Below are 17827 nucleotides of genomic sequence, written 5' to 3' on the forward strand. Positions count from 1 at the left end.
TTTCGTGAGGTCGTCATGAAGGTGTCTCCCGACGCGCGCCCCGAACGCTGGCTGGCGTCGCTGGCGCTGGTGATCATTTCCGTTATCAGCCTCGGCAACGTGGTGACCCGCTATGTGACAGGCGGGTCGCTGGCGTTTACCGAAGAGTTCTCGGTCTTTCTGCTGGTGGTGGTGACCTTTGCCGGTGCCTCGGTGGCACTGCGCCGCAACGGCCATATCCGTATCGGCCTGCTGGAGCGGGCGCTGCCCAACGGGCCGCGCAAGGCGCTGATCGTGCTGCAGTGGCTATGTGGGGTGACGGTGCTGGGACTGGTGACCTGGTTCGGCGCCAAGCTGACCTGGGAGGAGTATCAGTGGCAGTCGCTATCGCCGGGGATCGGCCTGCCGCAGTGGTGGTACATCATCTGGTTGCCGCTGCTCTCGGGGGCGATGCTGATTCGTCAGACCCAGCAGACCTGGGACCGCCTGACCGGGAGGCTCACCGATGAGCCCTGATCTATGGATGCTGCTGGCCTTCGCCGGGCTGCTGATCGCCGGCGTACCGGTGGCCTTTTCGCTGGGCCTGGCCGGGGCCATCGGCATCGTCATCGGACTGTCGCCGGAGATGCTGGCGACCCTTGGCACCAATACCTACAACAGCATCGCCAAGTATCCACTGATCGCCATTCCGCTGTTTATCCTCACCGGCCTGCTGTTCGAGCGCGCCGGAGTGGCGCTGCGGCTAGTGCGCTTCGCCCAGGCGTTGATCGGCCCACGTCACGGTGGCCTGGCGGTGGTGGCGGTGCTGGTGTGCATGATCATGGGCGGCATGAGCGGCTCGGGGCCGGCGGATGCCGCGGCGGTGGCCATGGTGATGCTGCCGAGCATGACCAAGGCGGGCTATCCCAAGCCGTTTTCGGCCACGCTGATCGCCGCCTCGGCTTCCACCGCGATCCTGATTCCGCCGTCGGTGGCGCTGATCCTCTACTCCATCGTGGTGCCCGGCGTCGATCTGCGCGCGCTGTTTGCGGCCGGGCTGTTCCCCGGCATTCTCGCCGGCCTGGCGATGATGGTGCCGGCGCTGCTGCTGTCGCGCCGCTATGGCTGGGAAGGTGGGACCCCGGTAGAGGGAGCCGAGCATCTCAAGGTCGGCGAGACCTTCAAGCAGGCGCTGCCGGCGCTGTTTGCCCCGGTGCTGATTCTCGGTGGCCTGCGCTCGGGGCTGTTTACCCCCACCGAGGCGGCGGTAGCGGCAGTGGCCTACGGCATCGTGGTGGGGCTGTTCTTCACCCGTGAGCTCAAGTGGCGCGACCTGTGGTCGCTGTTCGGCGAGGCGGCGGTGATTTCCGGAGTAGTGATGCTGATCATCGCCCTGGCCGGCATCTTCGCCTGGGCCGGCACCATGCTCGGCACCTTCCGCGACATGGCGGAGTGGATCATCGGGCTGTCGGACAGCGGCGTGATGCTCTTGCTGCTGATCATGCTGGCGGTGCTGGTCGCCGGGATGCTGCTGGATGCCATCTCGATCTACCTGATCCTGATGCCGATTCTGATTCCGGTGATGCAGCACTTCGAGTGGAACCCGGTATGGTTCGGCATCCTGCTGGCGATGAATATCGCCATTGGCCAGTTCACGCCGCCGGTGGCGGTCAACCTGATGGTGACCACCGAGGTGGCCAAGATTCGCCTCGAGCAGACCATCGGCTGGGCGCTGATCTTCGTGGTCGCCATGGGCAGCGCGCTGGCGCTGGTCGCCATCTTTCCCGAAATCGCCCTGTGGCTGCCGCGGGTGCTGGGCTATAACGTCTGACGCTAGCCGCTCGAGCCGCTACGCTATAGACAATGGCCAAGGGGGAAAGCGGATGCGCAAAGGCGTTATCTTGATGGGCAGTGCGCTACTGGCAGCACTGCTGGCGGTGTCGGGCAGTGCTCTGGCCGAGTCGGCGCGCTTCGGCTGGCAAGTTTACGAGGAGCGCCAGCAGCGCTGGGCGAGAGATGAGCGCCAGCGCACGCCGCGCCGCGGTGAACGAAGGTCCGAGGTGCGCCCGCGTCCCCGGGTCGAGGTGGTGATTCCCTTTGAGCTTCTGCCTCAGGCGTCGCAGCCCGGTGTGCCGGCGAGCCCTCCCGAGCCGGCGGCGGCCGCAGAGCCGGATGAGCCGCTGGTGCTCGATTGCTGGGCGCTGGCCGAGCGCATCGAACGGCTCCGTGACGGTACCAGCGTCGGCACCCGCCAGCTGCGCGAGCGCCGCGATATGGAAGCCCGCTATCGGCGCGCCTGCCAATAAAGCATTTGTGACATTTGATGGTGCTTTAGGCGACATTCGTTGCAAATGCGCGCAGAAACTTGCAACCCTCTAGCCTAGCCTGTACCAATGGCCCTCCCCGATAAGCGCCCACAGCGCCGCTGCCTGTCAGCTGGCTGGCTAGCCAGCGCGCGGCGTGAATAATAAACAGGAGATGGCATGAATCAGCGTATCAATGTCGCCCCCGACAGCGCCTTCGAGGCACGCCAGTTCAAGGTCTATACCCATCGTCAGCTCGACAAGATCGAGGCGATCCAGTCTCTCCCCGCGGAGCTGCGCTTCGATATGCGGGTGGTCAGTCAGGTGCTGCCGTTTCGCGTCAACGAGTACGTGATCGAGGAACTGATCGACTGGAGCAACGTTCCCGCGGACCCGGTCTTCCAGCTCACTTTTCCCCAGCGTGGCATGCTGCGCCCCGAGCACTTCGACGAGGTGGCAGAGCTGGTGCGTCGCGATGCGCCGGCTGCCGAGATGAAGCCGGTGATAGAGCGGGTGCGCAGTGAGCTCAACCCGCATCCGGCAGGGCAGATGGATCTCAACCTGCCGCTGCTCGACGGCGAGCCGCTGCCTGGCATGCAGCACAAGTATCGCGAGACGGTGCTGTTCTTCCCCAGTCAGGGGCAGGTCTGCCACAGCTACTGCACCTTCTGCTTCCGCTGGGCGCAGTTCGTCGGCGACAAGGACCTCAAGTTCGCCTCCAGCGAGGCCGGCTCGCTGCACCGCTACCTGGCTGAGCACACCGAGGTCAGCGACCTGCTGATGACCGGCGGTGACCCCATGGTGATGAAGGCCAAGCACCTCCGCCAGTACCTGGAAGGGCTGATGGCCCCGGAGCTCGATCACGTTCAGGATATCCGCATCGGCACCAAGAGCCTGACCTTCTGGCCCTATCGCTTCGTCACCGACCCGGACGCCGAGGATATCCTCGAGCTGTTCCGCGAGCTGACCGCGGCGGGCAAGCACGTGGCCTTCATGGCGCACTTCAACCACTGGAAGGAGATGGATACCCCCATCTGCCGCGAAGCGATTCGCCGCATCCGCGCCACCGGCGCCGAGATTCGCACCCAGGCGCCGCTGCTCAAGCATATCAACGACGACGCCGAGCAGTGGGCGAAGATGTGGACCACCCAGGTGCGGCTGGGGATGATCCCCTACTACATGTTCGTCGAGCGCGACACCGGTGCCCGTCACTATTTCGAGGTGCCCCTGATACGTGCCTACGAGATCTATCGCGAGGCAATGAAAACGGTGCCGGGGCTGGCGCGAACCGCGCGTGGGCCGTCGATGTCCGCCGATCCCGGCAAGGTGGAGATCCAGGGTGTCGCCGAGATCCACGGCGAGAAGGTCTTCGTGCTGCGCTTTATCCAGGGCCGCGACAGCGACTGGGTGCAGCGGCCGTTTTTCGCCAAGTACGACGAGAACGCCACCTGGCTCAACCACCTGAAGCCGGCGCTGGGCGAGCAAGAGTTCTTCTATGAGGCCGAGTTTGCCGCCATGAAAGAGGAGAAGCAGGCGTTGATCGTGAAGGCTTCCTGAAAGAAAAGGAAAATTAACGATCCCTAAACGCTGTTGACGCCTAGAATGAACGAGTATCGATCGAGTGCGGGCTCGCCTGCCTTGGTACCTGTTTTTTTTAGCAAATTTCGCTAAAGTAGCGAACTGTTATTGGCACTATCCTTGGCCACCTAGCCGCGCAGGGCGTCTCGCCGATTGGCTTGATCGCGTACAAAGCGGCTATACATAGGTGAGGGTTATTGCCACGCAGGGTATTACCCCCTGGCAGAAAGCGCGGTCGGCAGGATCCGCTGGCCGCGTCGTCAACAACACAAGAGGTGCTTCATGAAACGCCATGCCTTCACTGCCGCCGCCTTCTCCGGCGCGCTCCTCGGCGCTGCGGCCTTCGCCGCACCCGCCGTGGCCAACGAGCAGTACATCACCATCGGTACCGGTGGCCAGACCGGCGTCTACTACGTCGTTGGCCAGTCGGTCTGCCGCATGGTCAACCGTGGCAGCGACGACCACAACATTCGCTGTAATGCCCCGTCCACAGGTGGCTCAGTGGCCAACGTCAACGGCATGAAGAGCGGTGAGCTGGACATGGGCGTGGTGCAGTCCGACGTCCAGTATCGTGCTTACCACGGTGAGTCCAACTTCGAGGACGACGGCCCCTGGGAAGAGATGCGAGCGGTGTTCACCATGCACGGCGAGCCGTTGACCGTCGTGGCGCGCGCTGACTCTGGTATCGAAACCTTCGACGATCTGCAGGGCAAGCGTGTCAACATCGGCAACCCGGGCTCGGGGCAGCGCAACACCATGGATGTGGTGATGGGCGCCAAGGGCTGGACCACTGACGATTTCGCGTTGGCTTCCGAGCTGGACGCTGCCGAGCAGGCATCGGCCCTGTCCGACAATAACGTCGACGCCATGGTCTATGTGGTAGGCCACCCCAACGGTTCGATCCAGGAAGCCACCACCACCATCGACGCGCGCATCGTGCCGGTGACCGGTGACGAGATCGACACCCTGGTCGATGATTACCCCTATTACACCCGCGCCACCATCCCCGGCGGGCTCTACCGCGGCAACGACGACGATGTCGATACCTTCGGCGTGGCGGCGACCTTCGTGACCACCGCTGATGTTGATGATGAGGTGGTCTACGAGACCGTCAAGGCGGTATTCGAGAACTTCGATCGCTTCAAGCGTCTGCACCCGGCCTTCGAGAACCTCAACGAAGAGGACATGATCTCCGACGGTCTGACCGCACCGCTGCATGATGGTGCCAAGCGCTACTATGCGGAGCGTGGCTGGATCGAAGAGTGATTCTGGCGCACCAGGAGTAAACTGACTCCACCTGATGATGCGCGGTCGCCCTGGCGGGAGGCCGCGCATCGTGGTTTGGGGCATGACGATCCAGGATCGAGTTGAGCATGACGTCAAGCAAACACGAGTGGATGGGATGCAGCCGCGTCTCTCGGCCAAAGGCAGGGCAAGCGTATGAGTGCTGACAAGAAAGCGCCGGCAAGCGAGGTGGATCTGGAGGAGATGGTAGCGACCAGTGACTCCGGCGCGCGCAAGCCGCTTGGTGCACCGGGCAAGCTATTAGTGGTTATTGCAGCGTCCTGGTCGCTGTTTCAGCTGTGGATCGCCTCTCCGCTTCCCTATATTTTTCGCTTCGGGGTCTTCAACGCTACCGAGGCCCGCTCCATTCACCTGGCCTTTGCGCTGTTTCTGGCCTTCATGGCCTATCCGGCGCTGAAGCGCTCGCCGCGTGATCGCATTCCTATCCAGGACTGGCTATTTGCCGCGGTGGCAGCGTTTTGCGGCGCCTATATGTTCATGTTCTACGCCGATCTCTCGCAGCGTCCCGGTAGGCCGCTGACCCAGGATGTCATCGTCGGCGTGGTGGGCATTGTCATGCTGCTCGAGGCCGCTAGACGGGCGCTGGGCCCGCCGCTGATGATCGTGGCCACTATCTTCATTCTCTATTCTCTGCTGGGCCCCTATATGCCCGGTCTGCTTGCCCACCGTGGGGTCAGCGTGGCGGGGCTGATCAACCACCAGTGGCTGACTACCCAGGGCGTGTTTGGTATCGCGCTGGGGGTGTCGACCAGCTTCGTGTTCCTGTTCGTGCTATTCGGCGCGCTGCTCGACAAGGCCGGTGCCGGCAACTATTTCATCAAGGTAGCCTTCTCGATGCTCGGCCACTATCGAGGCGGGCCGGCCAAGGCCGCGGTGGTCGCTTCGGGCATGACGGGGCTTATCTCTGGGTCGTCGATTGCCAATGTGGTCACCACCGGCACCTTTACTATTCCGATGATGAAGCGGGTCGGGTTTTCGGCCGAGAAGGCCGGTGCCGTGGAGGTCTCCTCGTCGGTCAATGGCCAGATCATGCCGCCGGTGATGGGCGCGGCCGCCTTTTTGATGGTCGAGTACGTTGGCATTTCCTATGTCGAGGTGATCAAGCACGCCTTCCTGCCGGCGTTGATCTCCTATATCGCACTGGTCTATATCGTCCACCTCGAAGCGCTCAAGGCCAACATGACCGGCCTGCCGACGAGTAACCCGGCGCGGCCGCTGATCAACAAGGTGCTGGGCTTTCTGACTGGCCTGCTTCTACTGATGGCGCTGTCGTTTGCGGTCTACTATGGGCTTGGCTGGCTCAAGCCGGTGCTTGGCGACGCCACCCCCTGGGTGGTGGCCGTGGGGCTGACGGTGATCTATGTGGGGCTGCTCAAGGTCGGCGCCAACTACCCTGAACTGGAGCTCGACGACCCCAGCTCCAAGGTGGTCAAGTTGCCCCAGACCAAGCCGACGGTCATGGTCGGGCTGCACTTCATCCTGCCGGTGATCGTGCTGGTGTGGTGTCTGATGGTCGAGCGCCTGTCACCGGGGCTGTCGGCGTTCTGGGCCACCGTGTTCATGATTTTTATCATTATCACTCAGCGCCCGATTACCGCTATTTTCCGTCACCGCGGCCGGCTGGCAGAGGATATCAAGGAGGGCTTCCTCGACCTGTGGGACGGTCTGGTGGCCGGTGCCCGCAACATGATCGGCATCGGCATCGCCACCGCGGCTGCCGGTATCATCGTCGGCGCGGTCTCCCAGACCGGCGTCGGTCTGGTGCTGGCCGACGTGGTCGAGATCCTGTCGATGGGCAACCTGATGCTGATCCTGCTGCTCACCGCGGTGCTCAGCCTGATCCTCGGCATGGGCCTGCCGACCACTGCAAACTACATCGTGGTATCGGCGCTGCTGGCGCCGGTGATCGTGATGCTGGGGCAGCAGAACGGCTTGATCGTGCCGCTGATTGCGGTGCACCTGTTCGTGTTCTATTTCGGCATCATGGCCGACGTCACGCCGCCGGTGGGGCTGGCCTCGTTCGCCGCTGCAGCGGTATCCGGCGGTGATCCGATCCGCACCGGTTTCCAGGCCTTCTACTACAGCCTGCGGACTGCGGCGCTGCCGTTCCTGTTTATCTTCAACACCGACCTGCTGCTGATCGACGTCACGTTCGTGCAGGGCATCGTGATATTCATCATCTCGACCATTGCCATGCTGATCTTCGCCGCGGGCACCCAGGGCTTCATGATCGTGCGCAACCGCTGGTACGAAAGCCTGCTCCTGCTGCTGGTGGCTTTCACGCTGTTCCGTCCCGGCTACTGGATGGATCGTATCCACGATCCCTATGAGTCGGTCCCACCGGCACAGCTCGAACAGGCGCTGGACGATATCGAGGATGGCAGCAATATACGGGTGCAGATCGCCGGCGAAGACGCCTTTGGTGATCCCATGACCACCTATCTGCTGGTGCCGGTGCCGCGTGGCGATAGCGGGGCCGAGCGACTCGAGAACCTGGGCCTCGAACTCTACGTCGATGGCGATCAGGCGATCGTCGATTTCGTCGAGTTTGGCAGCTTGGCGGCCGATATCGGCTTCGATTTCGACCAGGAAGTGCTCGAGATTCTGGCGCCGGTGGATCGCTGGGCCAAGGAGTGGATGTGGATCCCCGGTTTCCTGGTGTTCGGGCTGGTGGTGCTGCTGCAGCGCCGACGTCGTGAGCCAGTGTCGGCCCAGACGGCGTCGGCCTAAGGAGAGCTGCCATGTATCAGAAGCTACTGCTGCCCATCGATCTCAACGAAGAGGCCTCGTGGCAAAAGGCGTTGCCGACGGCGCTGACCCTGTGCCGCACCTTCGACGCCTCGCTGCAGATCGTCACGGTGCTGCCCGATTACCGTATGCCGCTGGTGGGCTCCTACTTTCCCAAGGACTTCGCCAAAAAGGCGCGGCAGGCGCTGACCGACGCCCTGCAGGCGTTCGTCGAGGAGCATGTGCCGGACGACGTCAGCGTCAAGCACGCAGTGATAGACGGCTCGCCGTGGGAGGCGATCATCAAGGCGGCCAAGAAGATCGACGCCGACCTGATCGTGATGGCCTCCCACAACAAGCGCAAGTTCGCCGACTACGTGCTGGGCCCCAACGCCGAGCATGTGGTGCATCACTCGAAGATGTCGGTGATGATCGTTCGCTAAATTTGTGTAGGAGCGAATTTATTCGCGATGGGGTTGGTCCCCGGCAGCGCTGCGCGCTGCATCGCGGTTGAAAACCGCTCCCACACTGGGGATGGCGCCATGCTCAATGTAGGAGCGAATTTATTCGCGATGAGGCTGGTTCCCGGCAGCGCTTCGCGCTGCATCGCGGTTGAAAACCGCTCCCACACTGGGGATGGCGCCCCTGGCAAAAGTGGGAGCGACTTCGGTCGCGATGGGGTTGGTGCCCGGCAGCGCTACGCGCTGCAATCGCGAATAAATTCGCTCCTACATTGGGGTTTCGGATCAGGAGACGTTGAGCTGGCTGGTTTCCCGGGCGCTTTCGCCGGTGTCGTCGTGCCACTCGAACACCGCTTCGCCGCTCCTTTCGGGGGCGAGATGGAAGCGCAGGTAGGGGTTGGCCGACACTGACTGATGCAGCTCCGCCTCGAAGGCGGTGTCGCCGTCGACGCTGACCTTGAAGCGCTCGATGATGTGGCGCGGCAGGGTCTCGCCGTCATCGCCTTCGCGCAGGCCGGTCTCCATGGGGTGGGTGATCAGGGTACGGATCTCGCCGGGTTGGCCGGCAGTGAAGCTGCCGGGCACGCTGACCCGTGGGTTGCTCAGCGCCTCGGGCACATCGTCACCGCGCATCAGGCAGCCGCTGACGGTGATGCGCACCTCGCGAGACGTAGCCCATACCTTGCCCTCGGCGCTGCGCGCCACCGCCACTACCTGCTGGGTCTCGTTGAGGCGTACCCGGGTCGAGACCTCGGGTTTGCCGGCCAGCGGCGTGAGGTGAAACACCGCGACCTCGGGATTGGGGTTGCCGGCGGCGAACAGATGAATGCTCTCCACGTAGTCGCCGTCGTCGAGGGATGCCTCGACGCCCACGGTCAGCGCCACCGCGGAGCCATCTTCGGAGACATGCGGCAGATCCAACGTCAGACCGTCACTCTCTGGGGTGGCATCGCCGATCACCTGCTGGGCTGCTTCAAGGCGCTGCCAGGCGTCGCCGGCCAGCGCCGCGGGGGAGAACAGCAGGCTTGGCACGGCGCCGAGCAGGCCCAGGCCGAGCAGGCCGCCTGCGCTGGAGCGCAGCAGCCGGCGGCGAGAGAGCGTCATGTGGCGAAAGGAGTGGGGCATCGAGATCTCCAGGCTGAAAATGGAACGGCCAACATCATACCTTGGACAGCGCCAACGGGCCGCGGATTCCCAGCCCGGCACCGACGGCAATACCGGCCAGGGCCACGAAGCTGGTCAGCGCCAGGGTCGAGATGCCGGACAGCCCCTGGCCGATAGAGCAGCCCAGCGCCAGCACGCCGCCGATGCCCATCAGGGCGCCGCCGCCTATGCTGCGCAGGATGCGGGTATGGTCGGGAAAGCCCTGCCAGGCGAAGCCGCGGGTCGCCAGTGAGGTGATCAGCGAGCCGGCCAGGACCCCGGTCACCACGGTAACGCCGAAACCGAGCCGGGTACCGGTGGAGAGCATCAGGTACTGCAGGCTCTCGCCGATCGGGGCGATAAAGGTGAGGCTGGCGAGCCTTACCGGCTCGAAATCATCGAAGCCGAGTACCCCGGTGGCGTACCAGCCGCCGGGAATCAGCGCGCCGATCACCAGCCCACCCAGCCAGTCCCGCGGCGAGGCGCGAAAGGCGCGGCTGGAGAGCGCCCAGGCCAGCAGGCCGCCCGCCAGCAGCAGGCTGGGCAGCCAGCGCGCCAGGTTGGCGCCGAGGCCCGCCTGCATCAGCCAGCCTGGCAGATCGCGGGCCGGCAGCGCTAGCGTGGTGGCGCCTTCCAGCCAGACCCTTAGCGGAGCGAGCACCCCGGATAGCGTCATGTAGGCGGCGATGCCCAGACACACCAGCACCACGAAGCTGCGCAAATTACCGCTGCCCAGCAGCACCAGCGAGCGGGCGCCGCAGCCGTTGGCCATTACCATGCCGTAGCCGAACAGCATGCCGCCCAGCGGTACCAGCAGCCACGACAGGCTGGCGGTGCGGTAGAGGGCGTCGTTCAGCGACAGCGCGGTCACGCTCACCAGCAGCTGGCTGCCGAGCAGGGCGACGGCCATGGCCACCGCGAAGGCGCGCAGTTTACGACCGTCGCGCTGCTCGGGCGTCGGCGCCCAGGCGTTGGTCAGGCCGCGCATCAGGCAGAAGCCGCTGAGCCTGCCCGTCGCGCCGAACAGCAGGCCGAGGAGCAGGCCCGACCAGGCGACCATGGCGGTATGCGTCATCGCGTGTGTCCTCTGACAAGCAAAAGTGAGGGCAGATAAAAAAGGCCACCCGAAGGTGGCCTCATTCTAGCCTGAATCGATCGCGGCTTCAGGCCTCGGTGCCCCAGGTATCCTGGCAGATGGCGTTGTACCAGCCGACGGCATACTCGGCTTCCATCTGACGAATCTCGGGGCTGGCATCGCTGGGGCTAAGCCCGCCGGAACCGTCGACCTCGGCGATGACGCCATCCTGGAGGCGATAGACGCCGGCCACCGAGATACCGTACTCCGGGCCGATCAGGCTGTAGCAGGTATTGCTCCAGTACGGCTCCGGGGGGCTGTCGCCGCGCAGCGCGGAGACGATGGCGGCGGCGGCCACCTTGGCCTGGGCGTTGGCGCAGAAGCCCGACTTGGGCATCGGCGCGGCCACCGTGGCATCGCCGACCACGTAGATATCGGCAACCTGCTGCGATTCGAAGGTCTCCGGCTTGACCGGCACCCAGCCGCTGTCGTCGGTGACACCGGCGCGCTCGGCGATCCAGCCGGCTTTTTGGGGTGGCACCACGTTGAGCACGTCGGCGCGGTGCACGGTCCCGAACTCGGTCTCGACCTCGAGGTTATCGGCATCGACGCGGGTCACGCGGCCATCACCGGAGAGGCCCACCCACTCGATGGTGTCGCCGTAGAGCTGCTCCCAGCCGCTGGTGAACAGCCCCTGCTTGGAGAAGTTGTCCTTGGCGTCGAGAATCAGCACCTTGGAGTTGGGTTTATGCTGCGACAGATAATGTGCCACCATACTGGCCCGCTCATAGGGTCCTGGCGGGCAGCGGAAGGGGTTCTCAGGTGCCACCAGTACGAAGGTGCCGCCATCGTCCATGCCCTCGAGCTGGCTCCTTAGGAGTTCGGTTTGCGGGCCAGCCTTCCAGGCGTGGGGGGCCAGCTCGGCGGCGGCCTCGTCGTAGCCCTCCAGGGCGTTCCAGCGGATATCGATGCCCGGTGACAGCACCAGCTTGTCATACTGCAAGGTGTCGCCGTTGGCCAGGCGCACGCTGTGGCCGTCCGGGTCGATATCCTCGGCCAGGGTATGCAGTACCTCCACGCCGAAGCGGTCGCGCAGCTCATCGTAGCCGTGGGCGATCTTGCTCATTTCGCGCAGGCCACCGAGATAGAGGTTGCTGAACGGGCAGGTATAGAAGGTCTGAGCCGGCTCGACCAGGGTCACCGCCAGATTGGGGTTGGCGCGCTTGAGGTACTTGGCTGCGGTGGCGCCACCGAAACCGCCGCCGATGACCACCACACGGCCTTCACTGCCGCTTGCAAAGGCCGGCGCGAAACCGCCGATCAGCGGCAGGCTGGAGGCGGCACCGATGCCCTTGAGCACTTGGCGGCGCGAGACACCGGGGCGCAGTTGAAACGGCTTGCTGTTGACGCTCATGGATGTCTCACTCCTGTTCCACGTTGGCGAAGTGCTCAGCCAGGCTGGTCAGCTCGTCGTCGCTGAAGCCTTTGGCGATGCGGTTCATGATGGTGGTGTCGGCCACCTCATCGCGTTTGTAGGCCAGCAGGCGCTCCTGCAGATAGTCAGCGTCGCGGCCGGCCAGCGGCGGCACGCTGCCGGCGCGTGTGCCATCGGTGCCGTGGCAGTTGGCGCAACCGCCGGCCATCACTTCCAGCTGCAGGTCGTAGTCGTCGGCCAGCGCCTGCTGGGCCGCGCCCAGCAGCAGACAGGCGCCGAGTACCGCCGTAGCCGCACGTGGTAGGCGTACGTTCATCGTCAGATCCCTCACAAGACGTTGTTTATCGTTATTCCCTCGCTCAGCGAGGGCAGTGACGCTATCAGCATAGCGTCAGGCACCGCCCGCGGGGCAAGCGCCGTTGACAATAATTATATAAAATTAATTTTTTATATCCATTAGTGTCCATGCAGCCGCCGCGTTGAAAGCGTTCCAGCTGCACATTGGCGAACGCTGCACTACAGTAGAGGTGTGGGAGGAAAAAGGCATCTAGCCTTGTATTGGCCACCCGCGAACGCGGCCTCGACGGGCCCGATCCCGGTGTGCCGGATCACTGCTTGCGGGATAAGGGGTAACGCCATGAATGCTGCGGAAACGAACAAACACAAGCAGTCCGATGCCACGGTAAAGATCACCATCAACCCGGTGGGAATGGACCGGCCGCGCGCCTGGCTGGAGGCTGGCTTCAAGGACTTTCGCGAGGCCACGGCGGTCAGCCTGGCTTACGGGATGTTCTGGGTGGGCTTGAGTATCGCGATCACTGCCGGCGCCTTCACCTTGGGCCTGTGGCACTGGCTGCTGCCGCTGGTGGCGGGGTTCATGTTCCTGGGGCCGCTGGTGGCGGTGGGCTCCTACGGTATCAGTCGACGCCTCGAGGAGGGTCGGGCGCCGACGCTTGGCGATGCCTTCGGCGCCTGGCGTCCGCATGCCGGTCAGCTGGCGATGATGGGCGTGATGATGATGATCTTCTTCCTCGCCTGGATTCGCCTGGCGACGCTGCTGTTTGCGCTGTTCTTCGGCTTCGAGACGCCGAGTCCCGATACCCTGTACACCGCACTGATCACTACGCGGGAAGGTTTCGGGATGCTGGCGGTGGGCACTGCCGCTGGCGCCATTCTGGCCTTCGGTGCCTTTTCGATCAGCGTGGTGGCGATTCCCACGCTGATGGACCACGATCTGACCTTCATGGAAGGGATCGAGGCCAGCGTAAGGTCGGTAGCGCGCAACTTCCGCCCCATGCTGCTGTGGGCGGCAATACTGACCGTCTGCGTACTGATCGGGGTAATGACCTTCTATATCGGCCTGGCGCTGATCCTGCCTGTGCTCGGTCATGCCAGCTGGCACGCCTATGAAGACCTGGTGCGCGTCGAGACGCTGCCCAAGAGCTGATGGCGTGGCGGAGTGCCCGTCGATACGACTATGCTGGGGGCGATCATCGCCCCCAGCGTCGTTGCTGCGCCGGCTGATACCACCGATGAAAGGACCCTCGCATGGCAGACTCGTCGCTGCGCCTCGCTGGCCTGTTTCACTATCCGATCAAGTCCACCGCCGGCGAGGCCCTCAGCGCGGCCTGGGCCGGCGAGGAGGGGCTGACGGGAGACCGTCGCTATATGGTGGCGCGCCTGGACGGCGTCTTCGTTACCGCGCGTAGCCACCCGCAACTGCAGCGTGTCTCGACCACGCTGTTCGACGGCGGCATCGTGCTGCATCACGCGGCGCTGGACGATCTGACGCTGCACCATGCCAACTTCATCGGTGAGCCGCTGGCCACTCAGGTGTGGAGCGACCGTTTCTCCGGCTTGACCACCACTGCCGAGGCAGATGCCTGGCTGAGCGAGGTCGTGGGGGAGCCGGTGCGCCTGCTATGGCTCGGCGAGCGCTCGCCGCGCTACCGCCAGGCGCTGGGCAAGCGGGTCAGTTTCGCCGACGGCTACCCGCTACTGCTGATCGGTCAGGCGTCGCTGGACGACCTCAATACCCGCCTCGACACCCCGCAGCGAATGGCCCAGTTTCGTCCCAATCTGGTGGTCACCGGTAGTCTGCCTTACGCCGAAGACGACTGGCATATGCTGCGTATCGGTGAGGTGGAGCTGCTGGTGGACAAGCCCTGTTCGCGCTGTGTCATGGTCACCGTCGACCCGGCGACGGGAGAGTTTCTGCCCGAGCGTGAGCCGCTGCGCACGCTGGCGGGGTATCGGCGCGGACCCGATGGCTTGATCTATTTCGGCCAGAACCTGATCGTGGCCCGAAGCGGTACTTTGGAAGTGGACGCCGAGGTGGAGGTAGTGTCATGACGCACTTGCGATTATGCCAGGCGGTCGCCGTGCTGATGTTCGCAGCGCCGCTAGCCGGGCTGGCCCAGGCGGAACCGCCGCCGACCCGGGGTAGTCATCCCATCGACCATAAGACCGACAGCTGCATGGAGGAGGGCGATTGGCAGACGCCGGCCATGCAGGCCTGCGCGTCGGACGCCTACGATGACTGGCAGGATGAGGTGGAGCGCCTGGCCTCGCGGCTGTCCGGGAGGCTGGGTAGTGAGGCGCGCCAGGCCCTGGACGCCGCCCAGCAGCAGTGGGAACTGAGTCGCGACGCCGACTTTGCCTTTATCGCGGCCTATTATGCCGATCTGCAGCATGCCGAGGAGGGCTATATCGACGATGAGGCGTGGGCGGAAGGCGATACCCCCTGGCCGTTGGCCGAGCAGCTGCGCCGCAACGCCGTGCTCGAGGACCGTGCCTACCAGCTGCAGCGCTACCTGGATGGCCTCGAGGAGTTGCCCGGCCGGATGGGCGTGGAGCCGGCCCAATAGGCCATGCACGAAGCGGCGGCGAGGACCGTCAGTCGAGTATCTCGAGTACGGTACCGATGATATCGTCCATGGTCAGCAGGCCAACCAGCTCATTGTCACGCAGCACCAGTACCCGCTTGACGCGGTTGTCGGTCATCAGCGCTGCGACGTGCTTGACGTCCAGGTTCTCGCCCACCGAGATCACCGGCTTGGCGCAGACGTCATAGACGTTGACCAGATCGATATCACCGCTTTCGGCAACGATGGTCTTGAGTATATTGGTGTAGGTGATCAGCCCCCAAGCGTCGTGGGCGTTCTGCTGTTCCACCACCAGCGACTTGAGTGAATGGCGCTTCATCAGCGCCAGGGCCTCGCGCAGGGTGGCGAAGGCTGACACCTTGACCACATCGCGCACCATGATGTCTTTGACCAGCATAGCCATGTTTCCTGTAGTACCACCGGGTGATGGGTGAGTGGATGGGGTTAGAGGGTATCGCGCAGGTGCTGCTCGAAGCGCTCCAGCTGCGAGATGTCGAGACCGCCGAGATGCTCGATGGGTAGCGTGAATACCACGCCCCGGGAGCTCTCGCCGTCGTGGTTGAGTACTTTCTGTAGTGCCTTGAGCACGCTCAACGACAGCCCCTTCTCGAGCACCATCAGCATCACTGTCTGACTGCCTTCGAAGGTCAGGCCGAAAAAGGTCTTCTTGGGCTCCCCGCCCAGCCCCCGCCCCGATAGCAGAGTAACCCCGCCGCCGCCGATACGGTTGGCTTCATCGAGGCACTCCTGCTCGAGCTCCTCGGGCACGATAGCGACCAGTGCAGAAAACTTCATGGGCGGACACTCCTCCATTTGACCAGACGTTCCATGATGATGGCATAGCTCATCACGGTAACGATGGGAAATATCGACGCGAAGGCAATCAGACCGAAACCGTCGATCAGTACGTTGCGCCCTTCGATATGCGTGGCCAGTCCTATTCCCAATGCGGTGACCAGTGGGACGGTGACCTCCGACGTGGTGACCCCGCCGAGATCGAAGGCTAGCGCGACAATATAGCGCGGCGACAGCGCGGTAAGCACAATCACCAGGCTGTAGCCGGCGATGATGTAGTGGTGGATAGAGTCGCCGGTGATGATGCGGTGTATGCCGATGGTGATACCAATCGCGACCCCCATTGCCACCAGCAGACGAATCGCTTTACCGTCGATCTTGCCTGCGGCGGCCTCCTCGGCCTGCTGACCCACGGCAATCAGCGCCGGCTCGGCCATGGTAGTGGCGAAACCGATGCTGAAAGCGAACAGGTAGACCCACAGCCAGCTGTCGAACTGAATCAACTGCTCGGCCATGCTGCGCCCGATCGGGAACAGGCCAAGCTTGAGCCCCACCACGAACGCATAGAGGCCGATGATCACCATGGCGAAGCCCGCCGCGACGCGCAGCCGGTTGGAGAGGGCGCGCTTGAGCACGGCATACTGAAAGAACAGGATCACCAGCAGGATTGGCAATACGTCGCGCAGCATGCTGAACAGGTCGAGCACCATCTGCAGCAGCGGATGGGCCGCATCCAGGGCCGCGTCGCCGTTCATCACCAGCTCGGCGTCTCCCGCCGGGCTGGCCTGGCCGTAGACGATAATGCCGTACAGCTGCACGCTGATCATCGGTACCATCACCGCCAGGCCCACCAGGCCGAAGCCGTCTATCAATGGGTTGCGGCCACGTATCGAAGTGGCAAGGCCGATGCCCAGCGCGGCGATCAGCGGGACGGTGACGATGTTGGTTGTCACGCCGCCAGAGTCATAGGCCAGACCGACGATCTCTTCTGGGGCGAAGAAGGTCACTAGAACCACCGTCAGATAGCCGATGATCATATACCAGTGCAGTGGGTGGCCGAGAATCACCCTCACGATCCCCATCGCCATCACCAGGCCCACCGAGGCGGCGACGATCAGGCGCAGGGTCAGGGCATCGATGCGCCCGTCGCTGATCTCGGCGGCCTGATCGGCGACGGCGATCAGTGCCGGTTCCGCGATCACCGCCGAGAAACCGATGGCGAAGCCGAAACTGATCAGGATCGGCAGCGAGCCGCGCCTGGCGAACTGGTTGGCGAGGCTCTTGCCAACCGGAAAGATCCCCAGCTCCAGGCCGCGCAGGAACAGTGCCACGCCCAGCGCCACGATCAGCAGACCAATTGCCATGCTCACGCCGCCCTCCGGCCACTGGCGCAAGACCAGGGCCTGGAACACCACGACCACGACGATGATGGGTAGCAGGTTGTTTATGGCGTGCCAGAAGGCGTAGGCAAAATCCTTCAACTGCTCGGACAAGAGACCTCTCCTGTGGCCGGAAAACATCCAGTATGCCGCGAGAAGCGGCAACGGAGAGATTCTACACCAGGGAATATGGCAAAATAGTGCGACGGATCAAGAAGTACCACGATCATAACAACGTTTATACGTAAGGGGCCGCCATGCGCATTCGTCACCCTCTGTTGCCTATCGCCGGCCTGTTGACACTGGCGGTGGGGCTGAGCGTCCTGCCGCTGGCGGCCTGGGCCTTGCCCAGCCCGCAGGGTGAGGTGATCCTCACGGTCTCGGGCAATATTGCGCACACCAACGTCGACGACGAGGCGCATTTCGATGCCGAGATGTTGATGTCACTACCCACCCGGGTGATCGAGACCCATACCCCCTGGACCGATGGTCCGAACAGTTTCGAGGGGCCGCTGGCGCGGGCTCTGCTCGAGACGGTGGGGGCTGACAGCGAGACGGTGCGGGTGCGGGCGCTGAACGATTTTGCCGCCGACATACCGGTCGCCAATTTTCATGACTATGACGTGATACTGGCCCTCACGCGCAACGGTGAGCCGATGCCGATTCGCGACTACGGTCCGATCTTCGTGCTCTATCCGTTCGATGACTATCCCGAACTGCATAATGAAACGATTCGCTTCCGTTCGGTGTGGCAGGTGGTCAATATCCATGCCGATTGACCGC

18 protein-coding genes are annotated in these 17827 nt (G+C 63.7%); 11 read left to right on the forward strand and 7 right to left on the reverse strand.

Annotated features, from left to right (window positions below; translation table 11 throughout):
• The first annotated feature begins 15 nt into the window (after nt 1–15).
• The 7 genes from IEI94_RS07100 (at nt 16) to IEI94_RS07130 (ending at nt 8314) form a co-directional block, all read left to right on the forward strand.
• Nucleotides 16–495: a TRAP transporter small permease gene (locus tag IEI94_RS07100; protein WP_191166619.1), complete on the forward strand. Its 480-nt coding sequence runs from the start codon at nt 16–18 to the stop codon at nt 493–495.
• Nucleotides 485–1789 (forward strand): TRAP transporter large permease, encoded by a 1305-nt coding sequence (locus IEI94_RS07105; protein ID WP_191166620.1) that lies wholly within the window; start codon nt 485–487, stop codon nt 1787–1789. The genes IEI94_RS07100 and IEI94_RS07105 overlap by 11 nt, the downstream gene beginning before the upstream one ends.
• Before the next feature lie 52 nt (nt 1790–1841).
• Nucleotides 1842–2264 (forward strand): hypothetical protein, encoded by a 423-nt coding sequence (locus IEI94_RS07110; protein ID WP_191166621.1) that lies wholly within the window; start codon nt 1842–1844, stop codon nt 2262–2264.
• A 177-nt stretch (nt 2265–2441) separates the two neighbouring features.
• Nucleotides 2442–3818, forward strand: a complete 1377-nt coding sequence (locus IEI94_RS07115; RefSeq protein WP_191166622.1) for a KamA family radical SAM protein — start codon at nt 2442–2444, stop codon at nt 3816–3818.
• A gap of 303 nt (nt 3819–4121) precedes the next feature.
• Complete coding sequence (locus tag IEI94_RS07120) at nt 4122–5105, forward strand: TAXI family TRAP transporter solute-binding subunit (RefSeq protein ID WP_191166623.1); 984 nt, start codon at nt 4122–4124, stop codon at nt 5103–5105.
• 174 nt (nt 5106–5279) lie between these two features.
• A complete protein-coding gene (locus IEI94_RS07125) occupies nt 5280–7874 on the forward strand; it encodes a TRAP transporter permease (protein WP_191166624.1) in 2595 nt (864 codons plus the stop codon).
• Nucleotides 7875–7885: 11 nt separating this feature from the next.
• On the forward strand, nt 7886–8314 hold the full coding sequence (locus IEI94_RS07130) for a universal stress protein (RefSeq protein ID WP_191166625.1): 429 nt from the start codon (nt 7886–7888) through the stop codon (nt 8312–8314).
• Nucleotides 8315–8617: 303 nt separating this feature from the next.
• On the opposite strand, the gene soxZ is transcribed toward IEI94_RS07130, so the two are convergent.
• The 4 genes from soxZ to IEI94_RS07150 form a co-directional block, all read right to left on the reverse strand.
• Complete coding sequence (soxZ, locus tag IEI94_RS07135) at nt 8618–9457, reverse strand: thiosulfate oxidation carrier complex protein SoxZ (protein WP_224749987.1); 840 nt, start codon at nt 9455–9457, stop codon at nt 8618–8620.
• Nucleotides 9458–9491: 34 nt separating this feature from the next.
• The gene (locus IEI94_RS07140; protein ID WP_191166626.1) at nt 9492–10550 is read right to left on the reverse strand and encodes a YeeE/YedE family protein; all 1059 of its coding nucleotides are present in this window, start codon (nt 10548–10550) and stop codon (nt 9492–9494) included.
• Nucleotides 10551–10638: 88 nt separating this feature from the next.
• A complete protein-coding gene (locus IEI94_RS07145) occupies nt 10639–11964 on the reverse strand; it encodes an NAD(P)/FAD-dependent oxidoreductase (RefSeq protein WP_191166627.1) in 1326 nt (441 codons plus the stop codon).
• Between the two features lie 7 nt (nt 11965–11971).
• Nucleotides 11972–12301, reverse strand: coding sequence for a c-type cytochrome (locus tag IEI94_RS07150; RefSeq protein WP_191166628.1), 330 nt, complete (start codon nt 12299–12301; stop codon nt 11972–11974).
• A 321-nt stretch (nt 12302–12622) separates the two neighbouring features.
• On the opposite strand from IEI94_RS07150, the gene IEI94_RS07155 reads away from it, so the two are divergent.
• The 3 genes from IEI94_RS07155 (at nt 12623) to IEI94_RS07165 (ending at nt 14852) form a co-directional block, all read left to right on the forward strand.
• Nucleotides 12623–13432, forward strand: a complete 810-nt coding sequence (locus tag IEI94_RS07155; RefSeq protein WP_191166629.1) for a DUF2189 domain-containing protein — start codon at nt 12623–12625, stop codon at nt 13430–13432.
• A gap of 101 nt (nt 13433–13533) precedes the next feature.
• The gene (locus tag IEI94_RS07160; protein ID WP_191166630.1) at nt 13534–14337 is read left to right on the forward strand and encodes an MOSC domain-containing protein; all 804 of its coding nucleotides are present in this window, start codon (nt 13534–13536) and stop codon (nt 14335–14337) included.
• On the forward strand, nt 14334–14852 hold the full coding sequence (locus IEI94_RS07165; RefSeq protein WP_191166631.1) for a lysozyme inhibitor LprI family protein: 519 nt from the start codon (nt 14334–14336) through the stop codon (nt 14850–14852). Before IEI94_RS07160 ends, IEI94_RS07165 begins: the two co-directional genes overlap by 4 nt.
• A gap of 28 nt (nt 14853–14880) precedes the next feature.
• On the opposite strand, the gene IEI94_RS07170 is transcribed toward IEI94_RS07165, so the two are convergent.
• From IEI94_RS07170 to IEI94_RS22855, 3 genes are read right to left on the reverse strand one after another with little or no spacing between them, the layout of a single operon-like run.
• Complete coding sequence (locus IEI94_RS07170) at nt 14881–15267, reverse strand: CBS domain-containing protein (protein WP_191166632.1); 387 nt, start codon at nt 15265–15267, stop codon at nt 14881–14883.
• Between the two features lie 47 nt (nt 15268–15314).
• The gene (locus IEI94_RS07175; RefSeq protein WP_191166633.1) at nt 15315–15665 is read right to left on the reverse strand and encodes a P-II family nitrogen regulator; all 351 of its coding nucleotides are present in this window, start codon (nt 15663–15665) and stop codon (nt 15315–15317) included.
• Nucleotides 15662–17158, reverse strand: coding sequence for a DUF1538 domain-containing protein (locus IEI94_RS22855; RefSeq protein WP_318153371.1), 1497 nt, complete (start codon nt 17156–17158; stop codon nt 15662–15664). The genes IEI94_RS07175 and IEI94_RS22855 overlap by 4 nt, the downstream gene beginning before the upstream one ends.
• Before the next feature lie 143 nt (nt 17159–17301).
• Here IEI94_RS22855 and IEI94_RS07185 point away from each other — a divergent pair, with 143 nt between their 5' ends.
• Nucleotides 17302–17823, forward strand: a complete 522-nt coding sequence (locus tag IEI94_RS07185) for a molybdopterin-dependent oxidoreductase (RefSeq protein WP_191166635.1) — start codon at nt 17302–17304, stop codon at nt 17821–17823.
• The last annotated feature ends 4 nt before the right edge of the window (nt 17824–17827 follow it).

The organism is Halomonas sp. ML-15, assembly GCF_014779595.1.
Lineage (GTDB): Bacteria > Pseudomonadota > Gammaproteobacteria > Pseudomonadales > Halomonadaceae > Franzmannia.

Bases quoted from the DNA above. Each gene is read 5' to 3' on its own strand.
- IEI94_RS07115 (WP_191166622.1), top strand. From the start codon at position 2,442: ATGAATCAGCGTATCAATGTCGCCCCCGACAGCGCCTTCGAGGCACGC.
- IEI94_RS07140 (WP_191166626.1), bottom strand. From the start codon at position 10,550: ATGACGCATACCGCCATGGTCGCCTGGTCGGGCCTGCTCCTCGGCCTG.
- IEI94_RS07145 (WP_191166627.1), bottom strand. From the start codon at position 11,964: ATGAGCGTCAACAGCAAGCCGTTTCAACTGCGCCCCGGTGTCTCGCGC.
- IEI94_RS07125 (WP_191166624.1), top strand. From the start codon at position 5,280: ATGAGTGCTGACAAGAAAGCGCCGGCAAGCGAGGTGGATCTGGAGGAG.
- IEI94_RS07130 (WP_191166625.1), top strand. From the start codon at position 7,886: ATGTATCAGAAGCTACTGCTGCCCATCGATCTCAACGAAGAGGCCTCG.
- IEI94_RS07185 (WP_191166635.1), top strand. From the start codon at position 17,302: ATGCGCATTCGTCACCCTCTGTTGCCTATCGCCGGCCTGTTGACACTG.
- IEI94_RS07160 (WP_191166630.1), top strand. From the start codon at position 13,534: ATGGCAGACTCGTCGCTGCGCCTCGCTGGCCTGTTTCACTATCCGATC.
- IEI94_RS07170 (WP_191166632.1), bottom strand. From the start codon at position 15,267: ATGCTGGTCAAAGACATCATGGTGCGCGATGTGGTCAAGGTGTCAGCC.
- IEI94_RS07165 (WP_191166631.1), top strand. From the start codon at position 14,334: ATGACGCACTTGCGATTATGCCAGGCGGTCGCCGTGCTGATGTTCGCA.
- IEI94_RS07100 (WP_191166619.1), top strand. From the start codon at position 16: ATGAAGGTGTCTCCCGACGCGCGCCCCGAACGCTGGCTGGCGTCGCTG.
- IEI94_RS07110 (WP_191166621.1), top strand. From the start codon at position 1,842: ATGCGCAAAGGCGTTATCTTGATGGGCAGTGCGCTACTGGCAGCACTG.
- soxZ (WP_224749987.1), bottom strand. From the start codon at position 9,457: ATGCCCCACTCCTTTCGCCACATGACGCTCTCTCGCCGCCGGCTGCTG.
- IEI94_RS07150 (WP_191166628.1), bottom strand. From the start codon at position 12,301: ATGAACGTACGCCTACCACGTGCGGCTACGGCGGTACTCGGCGCCTGT.
- IEI94_RS07105 (WP_191166620.1), top strand. From the start codon at position 485: ATGAGCCCTGATCTATGGATGCTGCTGGCCTTCGCCGGGCTGCTGATC.
- IEI94_RS07120 (WP_191166623.1), top strand. From the start codon at position 4,122: ATGAAACGCCATGCCTTCACTGCCGCCGCCTTCTCCGGCGCGCTCCTC.
- IEI94_RS07175 (WP_191166633.1), bottom strand. From the start codon at position 15,665: ATGAAGTTTTCTGCACTGGTCGCTATCGTGCCCGAGGAGCTCGAGCAG.
- IEI94_RS07155 (WP_191166629.1), top strand. From the start codon at position 12,623: ATGAATGCTGCGGAAACGAACAAACACAAGCAGTCCGATGCCACGGTA.